At 43.8% G+C, this 12,842-nt stretch carries 10 protein-coding genes; 7 read left to right on the plus strand and 3 right to left on the minus strand.

The features are described 5' to 3' along the window. Nucleotides 1-54 precede the first annotated feature (54 nt). Both F8C76_RS10015 and rodA read left to right on the plus strand, forming a co-directional pair. Complete coding sequence (locus F8C76_RS10015) at nt 55-1,923, plus strand: peptidoglycan D,D-transpeptidase FtsI family protein (RefSeq protein ID WP_152131613.1); 1,869 nt, start codon at nt 55-57, stop codon at nt 1,921-1,923. Next, nucleotides 1,913-3,196: a rod shape-determining protein RodA gene (gene rodA / locus F8C76_RS10020; protein WP_152131614.1), complete on the plus strand. Its 1,284-nt coding sequence runs from the start codon at nt 1,913-1,915 to the stop codon at nt 3,194-3,196. Before F8C76_RS10015 ends, rodA begins: the two co-directional genes overlap by 11 nt. Here the strand turns inward: rodA and F8C76_RS10025 are convergent. After that, a complete protein-coding gene (locus F8C76_RS10025) occupies nt 3,193-3,987 on the minus strand; it encodes a DNA/RNA non-specific endonuclease (RefSeq protein WP_152131615.1) in 795 nt (264 codons plus the stop codon). The two genes, rodA and F8C76_RS10025, sit on opposite strands and share 4 nt — an antisense overlap. 170 nt (nt 3,988-4,157) lie before the next feature. Then, nucleotides 4,158-6,338, minus strand: a complete 2,181-nt coding sequence (locus F8C76_RS10030; protein ID WP_152131616.1) for a carboxy terminal-processing peptidase — start codon at nt 6,336-6,338, stop codon at nt 4,158-4,160. A gap of 201 nt (nt 6,339-6,539) precedes the next feature. Between F8C76_RS10030 and surE the strand changes: the two genes are divergently transcribed. Genes surE through F8C76_RS10055 form a run of 5 tightly spaced genes read left to right on the plus strand, consistent with a single transcriptional unit; the run spans nt 6,540 to nt 11,324 of the window. Continuing rightward, entirely contained in the window at nt 6,540-7,319 is a 780-nt protein-coding gene (gene surE / locus F8C76_RS10035) for a 5'/3'-nucleotidase SurE (protein ID WP_152131617.1), read from the plus strand. Beyond that, nucleotides 7,309-7,596 (plus strand): hypothetical protein, encoded by a 288-nt coding sequence (locus F8C76_RS10040; protein WP_129653491.1) that lies wholly within the window; start codon nt 7,309-7,311, stop codon nt 7,594-7,596. The genes surE and F8C76_RS10040 overlap by 11 nt, the downstream gene beginning before the upstream one ends. 20 nt (nt 7,597-7,616) lie before the next feature. Beyond that, nucleotides 7,617-8,729 carry a lipid-A-disaccharide synthase gene (lpxB, locus tag F8C76_RS10045; RefSeq protein WP_152131618.1) on the plus strand — a complete coding sequence of 371 codons (1,113 nt, stop codon included), beginning with the start codon at nt 7,617-7,619 and terminating at the stop codon, nt 8,727-8,729. 34 nt (nt 8,730-8,763) lie between these two features. Next, nucleotides 8,764-9,309: a C40 family peptidase gene (locus F8C76_RS10050; protein ID WP_152132861.1), complete on the plus strand. Its 546-nt coding sequence runs from the start codon at nt 8,764-8,766 to the stop codon at nt 9,307-9,309. A 47-nt stretch (nt 9,310-9,356) separates the two neighbouring features. Further along, nucleotides 9,357-11,324 carry a ComEC/Rec2 family competence protein gene (locus F8C76_RS10055; RefSeq protein ID WP_249042396.1) on the plus strand — a complete coding sequence of 656 codons (1,968 nt, stop codon included), beginning with the start codon at nt 9,357-9,359 and terminating at the stop codon, nt 11,322-11,324. A 13-nt stretch (nt 11,325-11,337) separates the two neighbouring features. Here F8C76_RS10055 and F8C76_RS10060 read toward each other — a convergent pair whose 3' ends face one another. Next, complete coding sequence (locus F8C76_RS10060) at nt 11,338-12,840, minus strand: peptide MFS transporter (protein ID WP_152131620.1); 1,503 nt, start codon at nt 12,838-12,840, stop codon at nt 11,338-11,340. Nucleotides 12,841-12,842: the final 2 nt, after the last annotated feature.

A 12,842-nucleotide genomic window follows, 5' to 3' on the forward strand; every position in this document is an offset into this window, starting at 1 on the left:
AAAAGACAATGTCACGTTGAACTATAGAGGTTTAGACCTTAAACCATTTTGTCCATGAAAAAACTGCTGCTATCTTCCGTGGTCATCTTAATAGGATTCACCTTTATAGGTAGACTTTCCTATTTGCAGCTTTTTCGTTTTTCTCCCGATCAAATATTGGATGATCCCGCCATCAAAAAAATCTACGATTATCCCGAACGGGGATATATCTATGACCGCAATGGGGAACTCATGGTGGGCAATCAACCTGCCTATGATGTTATGGTAATACCACGGGAAGTAACTCCTTTGGACACTTTGGAATTTTGCGATCTTTTGGGTATTGAAAAAGCCGATTTTTTGGATAAAATGGAAAAAGCAAGAACCTATTCCCCAAGACTTCCCTCGGTAATGGTCCCCCAGCTTTCCAAAGAGGACTATGCCAAATTACAGGAAAAAATGAGGCATTATGCCGGGTTCTATATCCAAAAACGTTCCCTGCGCTATTACGCCACCAATAGTGCCGCCAATGTATTAGGGTACATTAGTGAGGTAAATGAATGGGAACTCAAGAATAATCCCAACTATGTGGCTGGAGAACTAAAAGGACATACAGGTGTTGAGAAACAATATGAAGAGGTTTTAAGGGGTCGAAAAGGAGTAAAACACATTCAGAAAGATCGCTTTAACCGAGATATCGGCCCTTATAAAAGCGGAAAACTGGACACACTTCCTGAACAAGGCAAGGAAATCCATATCACCTTGGACAAAAAGCTTCAGGAATACGGAGAAAGACTTATGCACGGTAAGCATGGTGGTATTGTTGCCATAGAACCAAAATCCGGCGAAATCCTGGCCATGATCTCCGGTCCCACCTATGACCCTGCTCTTTTGGTGGGAAGACAGCGTTCCAAAAACTACAGTAAGCTTCACTTTGACACCATTTCCAAACCCACATGGGACCGTTCCATCTTGGCACAACCCTCGCCTGGGTCCCCATTTAAAACCTTGAATGCCCTGATTGGATTGCAAGAAGGGGTCATACAACCTGAGACCAAATTTCGGTGTTACCATGGTTTTTATGTGGGCAACACACTCCGAGGCTGTCACTGCGGTGGCGGGGTACGCGATTTAAATTCAGGAATTCAACAATCCTGCAATGCCTATTTTGCCGGGGTTTTTAGAAAAATCTACGATAAATATCGCACCACGGATGAGGGCATGGATGCCTGGGAAAAACATATGAAGAGCTTTGGTTTGGGCAACTATCTGGGAACCGACTTACCCACTGGCGCCCCCGGCCGAATACCCGACAAAGCTTATTATGACAAATGGTATGGTGATGGCCGATGGGCTGCATCTACCATCATTTCCAATTCCATAGGGCAGGGTGAGATTGCCGCTACACCCTTACAATTGGCCAATATGACCGCCGCTATTGCCAACCGCGGTTATTTCTATACTCCCCATGTCATCAAAAACATTGGTAATTCGGGAGCCATAGACCCCAAATACACGGAACCCCATTATACTACCATAGATCGGAAATATTTTGATCCTGTTATTGAAGGCATGGCCAATGTATACAAATATGGAACAGCCCGATGGATACAGATTCCCGACATTGAAATAGCCGGAAAAACAGGGACGGTAGAAAATTTCATCCGCATTGATGGTGAACGTATGCAGCTTACGGACCATTCTGTTTTTGTGGCCTTTGCCCCTGTGGAAAACCCTCAGATTGCCTTGGCGGTATATATTGAAAATGGGTATTATGGCGCACGCTACGCCGGGCATATTGCTTCGCTTCTTATTGAAAAATACATCAAAGGCGAAATCACAAGAACAGACTTGGAGAAGCGCATGTTGGAAAAGACCTTGGAACACGAATATGCAAAGCCGTATAGTGGAGAACCTTTCAAGATAAACGAATATGTTTGGTAGAGGGGTTTTTGGAAGGATAGACTGGATCACCATTATTCTTTATGCCCTTTTGGTCTTTATAGGATGGATCAATATTTATTCCACCTCCTTAACCGATCAAAGCACTTCCATTTTTGATTTTTCCACGCTTTATGGGAAGCAACTCTTTTTTATCGGGGTATCCCTTTTAGGGATAATCTTGGTCCTTTTTGTGGAATCCAACTTTTTTGAACGCTTTTCCTCCATTTTCTATGTGGTATCCTTATTGCTGTTGGCTGGACTCTTTGTTTTTGGAAAGACCATAGCCGGGGCCACATCATGGTACAACCTTGGTTTTTTTAACTTACAGCCTTCGGAGTTGGGAAAGGTGGCAACCGCATTGGCATTGGCCAAATTCTTGAGTGATATACAGACCGATATCAGGACCCGCAAACACCAAATGTATGCCTTGATCATTATATTGCTGCCCGCTTTTCTCATATTGCCCCAACCCGATCCCGGAAGTGCCTTGATTTATTTTGCCTTCTTTTTTGTGCTTTTTCGTGAAGGGTTTCCCCTCTACTATCTCGGTATTTTGCTGTTCATCGTGGCACTCTTTGTTTCCACCCTCATGTTTGGAACGGTATGGGTCACTATCGGCATGGTAGTCATCGCCTTATTGGTATTTACATTTAAAAAGGCATCTCTCAAGATTCCATTGCTGCCGGTGCTGGGGGTCATTATCATATCCACATTGTTTTCCCTTTCGGTGAACTTTGTATACGAAAATGTGTTTGAACAGCGCCATCGCGATCGTTTCACGCTATGGTTGGGTCTGGAAAAGGATGAGAAAAAGCTGGAGGAAATCAGAAAGACCATTGGCTACAACACCTATCAATCTGAAAAGGCCATTGAATCCGGAGGTTTCTTTGGCAAGGGGTTTTTGGAAGGTACCCGGACCAAAGGTGATTTTGTCCCCGAGCAACATACGGATTATATTTTTAGTTCCGTAGGCGAGGAATGGGGGTTTTTGGGAACTGCAACCGTAATATTGTTGTTTTCCGTTTTCTTTTTACGATTGATCTATATCGCGGAGCGACAAAAAAGTGATTTTAGCCGCATGTACGGGTATGGGGTCATTTCCATTTTAGTGTTCCACTATTTTATCAACATTGGCATGGTAATCGGACTGTTGCCCACCATTGGTGTACCGCTGCCCTTTTTTAGCTATGGAGGTTCCGGGCTCATTTTCTTTACAATGCTGCTCTTTATCTTTTTGAAATTGGACTCCAACCGCTTAAAGGACGGTATTTAAAAGTCCCACCCCGATGTATTGATCTGATGTTCATGGGCATCTTGCCATGTTTTGGGTTGTTGTTCAAAAAAATCCAGTCCCGTTTTTTCCTCCAATACATCAATAGGGACCAAAAAGGTATGCAAGGGCGCGTTGCTCTCCTTATTGGGAATCAAAAAGGCCAACACTCCCCTAGAATCATTCTTTGTATTGAACACGATTTTATAGAATGCCCGAGGCACATCCACATCTTCTTCCCCGATTTCCTCCAGACCTTGCTCCAAAACACCTCCTGTGACCACAAATAAATCCCCATGTTTTTTGCACCACCTCCTTACCTTTTGCTCCAAACGGTTCCAAACCCCCGCGTTAAAATCCCTGTCCTGCGGACTTATATTGCTGGTATAAAAAGTCTCGTTATACGCATACTCGGAAAAGCGTCTGTCCCCTGCTGGGCATAGGTGTCCACGGTCATATCCAGACCCCCGGTAATTTTTCCAATCGGCCGACTTGGTCCGGACCTCAGGGTCTTCTATAAAATAAGGTCGTTTTCTGTCATCATAGGTCAGGTGCTCCTTTTTAAGTTCATAAGCCACCCATTCGGCCTGCTCATGGGCCTCGCTATAGGAAAGGGAGAAATACTGGTGATGGACCACCTCTCCCGTAGTTGAGCTTGGCAAAAGGACCCCATTGGTTTTCTCGCCATTGGTGTTGGGGTCCGTGTAGGTGGCCGGGGTATAAAAATTTTCAAATACCCAGAACCCTATCACACAAACGGCCAAAAGGAGGGCAAAGACGGTCTTGTTTTTCATTCTATTGGTTTCACTACAAAGTTGAACAATAATTTATCATCCAAAAAAATAAAGAAGAGCCTATCCATTGATTTATTTTGATCATCGGGATTTTTACATTCCACAGCATGCCCTAAAAGACAAAAGCCGACCCAGTTGGGTCGGCTTTTAATATCTATCTATAATTTTTATTATCCTTTTACGCTGGCCAATTTGCGCTCATTGTTCTTGATGTTGTTCATTTTAAGGTCTTTGAGCACATTAACGGCCTCTTCCACATAGATGTCCTTGGCCAGACTCTTGTGCCATCTATCCCTTTTCTCCCGTAATACGGAGTCTTGGGTAAACAATTCGGTTTCATACTCCAAAGACTCAAAAGCCAATTTGGAATCATAATCCCTTAAGGTCTTAAAACTTTCAGAGCGTTTCTTCGCTTCATTTTCCCTACCGATATAGGTATCATAATTCAAAGAAATTACGGTTTCATCCTGTTGTTCTTTCAACCACTTGGCATTTTCATCGATAAGCTTGATCTGGGCATTGTTTTCCATCCGTTTCTTACTATTGGCAACGGTGGTCTCAAAATCGATGTAACCATCCCATACCTTGTAGTCGGCCGGGGTGATCTTATCCCAACCCAATGGGTTTTCCTGATCTCTTTCTCCCAAATCAATATAGCTGTATCTATCCGGAACCACAATATCACTCTTTACCCCTTCCAATTGGGTAGAGCCTCCGTTGATACGATAGAACTTTTGGGTGGTCAATTTTATAGCTCCCAAATCACCATGCTCATTGCTTCGCACAATGTTGTCCAAAGGAATTACATTTTGAACGGTTCCCTTACCAAAGGTCTGCTTGCTTCCTATGATTACGGCACGCTTGTAATCCTGCATGGCCGCGGCCAAAATTTCGGATGCCGATGCGGACAGTTCATTGACAAGAATCACCAATGGACCATCCCACTGTATACGCTCGTCCTTGTCTTCATGTACCTCCTTGCGTTGTCCTGAGGAACGCACTTGGACTATAGGGCCGTCCTTGATGAACAATCCGGCCATTTCCACGACGGTTTTCAGTGATCCACCGCCATTGTCCCTTAGATCTAGAACAATACCTTCTGCTCCTGCCTCCTTGAGACGCTCCACTTCCTTGGCCACATCGGTGGCGGCATTTCTTTCGGTATAGTCCTCAAAATCGATATAAAACTTCGGCAAGTTGATCAATCCAAACTTGTGGGCATCATCTGTCTTTATGGTCGCCGATTTGGCATAGGACTCTTCCAGCTCCACAACATCCCTGACAATGGAGACCACTTCAATGGTCCCATCGACCCTTCTCACAGTAAGGTCCACAATAGTACCTTTGGGGCCTTTGATCAATTTAATAGCATCATCAAGGCGCATTCCCACAATATCAATAGGCTCTTCGCCATCTTGTCCTACTTTTAGGATTTCATCCCCTACTTCCAAAGTCTGGTCTCTCCAAACCGGACCTCCTGAAATGATTTCCACAATTTTTGCACCTTCTGGTCTTTTTTGCAAACGGGCCCCGATACCTTCAAACTTACCGGACATCCCAATGTCAAAACGCTCTTTTTCTTCTGGAGCGAAGTAAAAGGTATGCGGGTCAAACTCTTCCACTATGGTATTGATGTACTGTACAAACCAATCCTTTCTTTCCAAATCACCCACAAAATCGAAGAACTCATCCAAAGTGTTCTTGGTGTTTTCACGGGCCTCTTCCTCAGTCAATGCCCTATCCACAGAAGTTGGGATTTCGTTGTATTTCACCAAAACATCTGCGGAAGCCTGGGGACCATCCCCCTGTGTGGCATCTAAAATTCGATTCTCGACTTTGTTTTCAAAAACGGCCAAAGTGTTGTATTTGAGTTGTTTTCTCCAACGCTCCTTGAGCTGTTTTTTATTGGTGGCAAACTCCTGCTTGTCATAATCAATGTCAATCACCTCGTCAAGGGTATAGTCGAATGGTTCGGCAAGCACTTCCTTATAAATCTCTTTGGCCTCGTTCATCCGTACCATCAAACGTTGGTAGACCACATTAAAAAATGTGATTTCCGTATTTCTGATCTCATCATCGATCATGAACCGGTACTTTTCAAATTCCCTGACATCACTTTCCAAGAAATATCTTTTTGTAGGGTCCAGGATATCAATAAAGTCATCAAAAACATTGGAACTAAAGGTGTCGTCCAAATCTTTGGGCTCATAATGGCCCCGCTCCAAGACATAGGTAATCAAATCCAACAGTAATTTGTCCTTATCATCGTTCTCAAAGGACTTATTGGTAAAGCTACAAGAGGCGACCGCTACAAGGATCACCAAAAGTGCCAAAACGAAGTTCTTCTTCATAATATGTTTTTATCGGACCGAAACTATCTCCCCCAAGAGGCTGGATTTAGGTTGCGGTTTCCGTCGTTTTTAATTGTATGAATTCCCTAAGATACTGAAAAAACCGTGCCAGTTCTTTATGGGTCCGCTTAATTTTTTGTTAAACGGTCGGGGCATCATATCCTTATGAAAAACGTATTTTTATGCCATTAATTATACGAAATGGAAAAACCACTTATCCTGGTCACCAATGATGATGGAATTACCGCTCCGGGCCTTAGGGCCTTGATACGGACCATGAAAGAAATAGGGGACGTTATTGTTGTGGCCCCGGACAGCCCCCAATCGGGCATGGGACATGCCATTACCGTGGATAGTACCCTGTTCTCCAAGAAGGTGGTCGTAGACCATAAAGAGGGCGCTCCGTTTGAATATAGCTGTAGCGGGACCCCAGCGGACTGTGTAAAGTTGGCCCTTAAAGTAATCTTGGAGCGAAAACCGGATATTTGCGTGAGTGGCATCAACCACGGTTCCAACTCTTCCATCAATGTCATCTATTCCGGCACCATGAGTGCTGCCATAGAGGCAGGGATCGAGGGTATTCCTGCCATTGGGTTTTCCCTGTGTGATTATTCATGGGAGGCCAATTTTGAGCCTTCCTTAAAACCCATCAAAAAGATTGTGGTCGAGGCCTTGGCCAATGGGATACCCAAGGGAACCGTACTCAATGTGAACATTCCCAAAACCTCTGAAGAGCCCAAAGGCATCAAGGTTTGTAGACAGGCAAGAGGGAACTGGAAGGAGGAGTTTGACAAGCGTACCAGTCCATCCGGAAAGGATTACTACTGGTTAACAGGCGAATTTGAGCTTTTGGACAAAGGAGAGGATACGGATGAATGGGCGTTGGCCAACGGTTATATTTCGGTGGTTCCCACCCAATTTGACCTTACGGCCCACCACGCCATATCGAACATAAACAACTGGAACTTGAATGGACACTAAAAAGGAAATCATTATCGGTTTTGCTGTGGGCATCATAGCAAACACTTTTGGCACTTTACTATACATTCTTTTGTTTTCCGATATCGGTATTGTGGATACCTTCAATGCTGCCGTGGAACAAGGCCATATTGGCAGTTTATTGGCCTTGGGTGCCATTTTGAACCTGATTGCATTCTTCGGGTTTCTCCGTATCAAAAGGGATTTGAGGGCAAGAGGGGTCATGATTGCCACATTGTTGACCGCCTTGGTGATTTTGGCCTACAAAGTTTTGTTCTAATTGAACTTGAGCATTATACGATGAAGTATTATATCATAGCAGGTGAGGCTTCCGGCGATTTGCACGGCTCCAACCTTATCAAGGCACTGAAGCAAGAAGATCTTGACGCGGATATCCGTTGTTGGGGCGGTGATTTGATGCAGCAGGCCGGAGGACAGCTGGCCAAGCACTACAAGGACATGGCCTTTATGGGATTTCTTGAGGTGATCATGAACATCCCCACTATTTTTAAAAACATCGCTTTTTGCAAGGAAGACATCAAAAAATTCAATCCGGATGTGGTCATTTTTATTGATTTTTCCGGCTTCAACCTTCGGATAGCCCAATGGGCCAAACAAAACGGTTTTAAAACCAACTACTACATTTCCCCTCAAATATGGGCCTCAAGGGAGGGCCGTATCCAAAAAATCAAGCGCGACATTGATGCGATGTACGTTATCCTTCCTTTTGAAAAGGAGTTCTATGAAAAAAAGCATGGATACCCCGTACAGTTTGTGGGTCACCCCCTTATCGATGCCATAGAGAACACCCCTTTGGTGGACGAGGCCTCTTTCAGAAAAGAAAGTGGATTGGACGCCCAGAAACCTATTATTGCCTTACTTCCTGGAAGCAGAAAACAGGAGGTTCAAAAGATGTTGGACGTGATGCTATCCGTAAAAGGTGATTTTTCCGAATATCAATTCGTGATTGCCGGAGCCCCAAGCCTACCCGACGATTTTTACGCTCCTTTCCTAAAGGAAAACAGGGTGGGTTATGTATCCAACAAAACCTATTCCTTGCTCAAACATTCCCATGCGGCACTAGTGACCAGTGGGACAGCCACTTTGGAAACGGCCCTTTTTGGCATTCCCCAAGTGGTATGCTACAAGGGCAATTGGATTTCGTACCAAATTGCCAAACGCATCATCACACTCGACTTTATTTCACTGGTCAATCTGATTATGGGAAGAGAGGTGGTCAAAGAACTCATCCAAAATGACCTGACCACCAAAAACCTCAAAAAAGAGCTTTCAAAAATAGCGGTCGGCCCCGAGCGGGAACGCATTTTAGAAGACTATGAATTACTTCGCGAAAAATTAGGCGGAAAAGGTGCCAGTCAATTAGCCGCCCGATTAATCGTTGAAAATGCTTAGATTTAACGCCCAAGAAAGCAATACAATTTCTTGGATGTTACGCAAAACCATTTTCTTACTGTTTCTTTTTGCCCTGATCGGCTGCGGCCCAGGCAAGAGAAAACGAACCTACAGCAAGACCCGAACCGTTACGGTAGAGGGGTCCACCAAAGAGACATCCCCCGAAGAAAAACCAGAAAAGGAAGAACGTGAAAATGCCAAGGCCGAGGCCATCATTTCCACCGCTATGGGCTTTTCTGGAACACGCTACAAATACGGGGGCACCACCAAAAAAGGTATGGATTGTTCTGGATTGGTCTATGTTTCCTTAAAGGAAAACGAAATCCTATTCCCAAGAACTTCGTACCAAATGGCACTAGAGGGCGAAAAAATTCAGGTGGAAGACGTAGAAAAGGGCGATTTGCTCTTTTTTAAGACAAGTAAAACAGGAAAACGCATCAACCATGTGGGCCTTGTGGTGGATGTGGATGGAGACGACATTAAATTCATTCATGCCACGACCTCAAGAGGCGTTCTGGTATCCTCATTACGGGAGGGATATTGGAACTATGCCTTTGTAAAGGCCATGCGTATCTTGTAGTGCGCTCGTTTAATTTTGTGTCCATCAAACTCACAATATTTCTCATTGTGGGGATTGTTTTGGGCTTTTATCTGGATATCGCCCCCCGCATCCCGTTCATTGCGATTTGTATCATGCTCCCCATCCTGTACTTTACCTATAAAAGGCAGGCAAGAGATGGTATTCCCTTTTTTGAGTTGACCACCCTGCTTATAACCACATCCTTAGGTATGTTGGTGGTTAGTCTATCGCTCTCCAATAATTTGGGAAACCACTATTCCCATAACAATTTTACCCTGGACCAATTATGGCAACTGAAGGTAAAGGAGATCTTAAAACCCAATCCCTACACCCAACGCTATGTGGTTGAAGCGGAAGGTCTGGAACAAAAGGAGGCAACAGGTAAACTATTGCTGAGTCTTCCTGTGGATTCCACTAAGGAGAACTTTAAAATTGATGAGAAATTATTTGTGTTCACCAAGGCGGAAACCATACAACCTCCCCTGAATCCATATCAATTCAATTACAAAGGCTACCTGAAAAAGCAGGGCATCTTTCATCAGATACGGACCAATCATGAATCTATTGTTGTGCAAGAAACATCCACTTCGACCATGGTTGGGTTGGCCTCGAGTTTTAGGGAACACCTCATCGCTAAATTGAAAGAGCATCCTTTTGGCAAAGACGAATTGGCCGTAATCCAAGCCCTATTATTAGGCCAACGGGACGACATTTCAGAGGAAACCTATAACAACTACTCCAAAGCAGGGGCCATACACATCTTGGCGGTATCCGGACTGCATGTGGGCATCCTCCTTTTTATCTTCCAATTTCTTTTATCGCCTCTGGAGCGTTTCCCAAAGGGAAAAACCTTGAAACTGGTCGGCGTGGTCTTCCTGTTATGGGCATATGCCTTTGTGGCCGGACTCTCCCCTTCCATCGTACGGGCCGTTACCATGTTTTCCTTTGTGGCCTATGCCCTCTATTTGAACCGGCCTACCAACGCCTTCAACATCATTGCACTTTCCATGTGGTTTATTTTGTTGATAAAGCCTCTTTTCTTATTTCAAGTAGGGTTTCAAATGAGTTATGCTGCTGTTTTTGCCATTGTTTGGATCTATCCAAAATTGCAGCGGTTTTGGTTCCCGGAACACATCATCGTCCGCAAAATATGGCAATTGTTATCTGTGAGCTTGGCCGCCCAATTGGGAGTCTTACCCATTAGCCTGTTCTATTTCCATCAATTTCCGGCCTTGTTTTTTGTATCCAATCTTTTGATCATTCCCTTTTTGGGTTTGATTTTGGGCCTTGGCATTTTGGTCATGGCTTTGGCCCTACTGAATCAACTTCCCACTTTTTTGGTGGTTTCCTATAATTGGGTCATACAAACCATAAATTCCATTGTGGGTTGGGTGGCCCAACAAGAGGAATTTGTAATCAAGGACATTCCGTTTGATGGTGTACAATTGGTTTTGGGCTACGCACTGGTCATTTCCGTGGTTGTATTCCTATCCCATACTAAGCGAAAACCTGCTCTGATTTTATGCACTGGCATCATTGCTTTCCAAACTTGGGGCATTTGGAACCAGATACAACTCAAGCAAAAAGAAGCCTTGGTCTTGGTCCACAAGTCCCAAAACACCATTTTGCTGCACCAGTTGGGGAATGCTTTACATATATATGCGCAGGATAGCCTTAATTCAGGTAGCATTGTTCGGGATTATTCGGTAGCAGAACGAATCAAGACCATTGACAACACACAGCTCAAGAACAGCTATTCCATCGGACAAAAAAAGTTGTACATCATGGATAGTTTGGGGATTTATCCAGAAAACAAAAACCAAGATTTTGTGCTGCTCACCCAGTCCCCAAAAATCAATCTGGAGCGTTTATTGGACTCCGTTCGTCCCAAAATGGTACTGGCCGATGGCAGTAATTATCCCAGTTATGTATCTCGCTGGAAACGGACTTGCACCCAAAAAGAAATCCCTTTCCACCATACTGGTGAAAAGGGAGCTTATTATTTCAATGATTAATTGCTAAATCTGATTAGTTAACGTTCCCCATCCATTTTTTGATAAATGGACTTGCCGCAAAAAATATTAGTCCCGCTCCAACGGAAACCCAAACTACATTCAAAAATATATTTGGCATTTCAACCACATTTTCCGGATCAAAGTTACCTCCGATCAGTCCTGCAATCAAATTCCCTAAAGCCGCACCCACAAACCATATTCCCATCATTTGGCCCAGATACTTTCCAGGGGATAATTTGCTCGTCGCACTAAGACCTACTGGACTAATTGTCAATTCACCTATGGAGTGTAAAAAGTAAGTAAGGATCAATGCAAACATTCCTGCCTTGGCACCACTAGCTGCCACATGTGCAGCTTCTACCATAACCCAAAACCCTAATCCAAGTAAAATCAGTCCAATGGCAAATTTAAATGGGGTGCGTATGTTAATATTTTTCGCAGCCAACTTTACCCAAAGTGCTCCAATGATTGGAGCAAAAATGATTATAAATCCAGAATTGAAAGATTGCAACATGCCCGCTGGCATTTCCCAACCACCGATAAAACGATCCGTAAAGTCTCTGGCAAACAAGTTCAGTGAAGACGCAGCTTGTTCAAAACCAGACCAAAAAATGGCAATCCCAACAAAAAGGATAAAAATAATTGACACTTTTTTCTTTTCCTCAACAGACAACCCCCCATTGAAAAGTATGTTTAGAAAATATCCCATTGTAATGACAACAATGATCAAACCAAGAGCTTGTGCAATTCCAGTAGCCGTGGTAACATCAATATAATTGTATAACTGTAAAATCACCAACAGTATCAATACAATCGCAATTATGGCATATGTGACCAAACTATTTGATTTTTTTGTTTTCTCCATTTGCTTGACTTTTGGCTCGACACCGATATCACCAAGATGCTTTGGAGCAAAATACTTATATGCTATCAAGCCCAGCAACATTCCCAATGCAGCAAGTCCAAAACCTAAGTGCCAGTTATATTCAGCTAGAAGCGGCACAAAAATTTGTCCGAAAAATGACCCAAGGTTGATTCCCATATAGAATATGGAAAATCCAGCATCACGCTTGGCTCCATCTTCATTTTCATAAAGCTCTCCCACCAGCGTACTTATATTTCCCTTTAACAGCCCAGTTCCCAAAGCCACAAAGGCCAAACCTGCAAAAAATATTGCCGGAGATCCTGGTATTGCAAGAATCAAATGGCCTATCATGATAAGGACACCTCCATAAAAAACCGCCTTTCTCTGCCCAAAAATATTATCGGCCAACCAACCGCCGGGCAATGTCATTAAGTAAACCGAAGCTGTATAGAGTCCGTACACTGCTCCCGCCGTTTCCGTGGTCAGGCCAAGACCTTCTTGCACAACATCCGTGGTCATGAACAAAATAAGGATGGCCCTCATACCGTAATAGCTGAAACGTTCCCACATTTCAGCAGCAAACAAGACATAAAGCCCTTTAGGATGGCTAAACTTATTATTGCCTGTGGTAGATTTAATAACTTCCGACATAT

The organism is Flagellimonas olearia, assembly GCF_009184425.1.
Classification (GTDB): Bacteria; Bacteroidota; Bacteroidia; order Flavobacteriales; family Flavobacteriaceae; genus Flagellimonas; species Flagellimonas olearia.

Excerpts from the sequence above, each read along its gene's own strand:
- rodA (WP_152131614.1), top strand. The coding sequence starts at position 1,913 with ATGTTTGGTAGAGGGGTTTTTGGAAGGATAGACTGGATCACCATTATT.
- lpxB (WP_152131618.1), top strand. The coding sequence starts at position 7,617 with ATGAAGTATTATATCATAGCAGGTGAGGCTTCCGGCGATTTGCACGGC.
- surE (WP_152131617.1), top strand. The coding sequence starts at position 6,540 with ATGGAAAAACCACTTATCCTGGTCACCAATGATGATGGAATTACCGCT.
- F8C76_RS10050 (WP_152132861.1), top strand. The coding sequence starts at position 8,764 with ATGTTACGCAAAACCATTTTCTTACTGTTTCTTTTTGCCCTGATCGGC.
- F8C76_RS10060 (WP_152131620.1), bottom strand. The coding sequence starts at position 12,840 with ATGTCGGAAGTTATTAAATCTACCACAGGCAATAATAAGTTTAGCCAT.
- F8C76_RS10025 (WP_152131615.1), bottom strand. The coding sequence starts at position 3,987 with ATGAAAAACAAGACCGTCTTTGCCCTCCTTTTGGCCGTTTGTGTGATA.
- F8C76_RS10015 (WP_152131613.1), top strand. The coding sequence starts at position 55 with ATGAAAAAACTGCTGCTATCTTCCGTGGTCATCTTAATAGGATTCACC.
- F8C76_RS10040 (WP_129653491.1), top strand. The coding sequence starts at position 7,309 with ATGGACACTAAAAAGGAAATCATTATCGGTTTTGCTGTGGGCATCATA.
- F8C76_RS10030 (WP_152131616.1), bottom strand. The coding sequence starts at position 6,338 with ATGAAGAAGAACTTCGTTTTGGCACTTTTGGTGATCCTTGTAGCGGTC.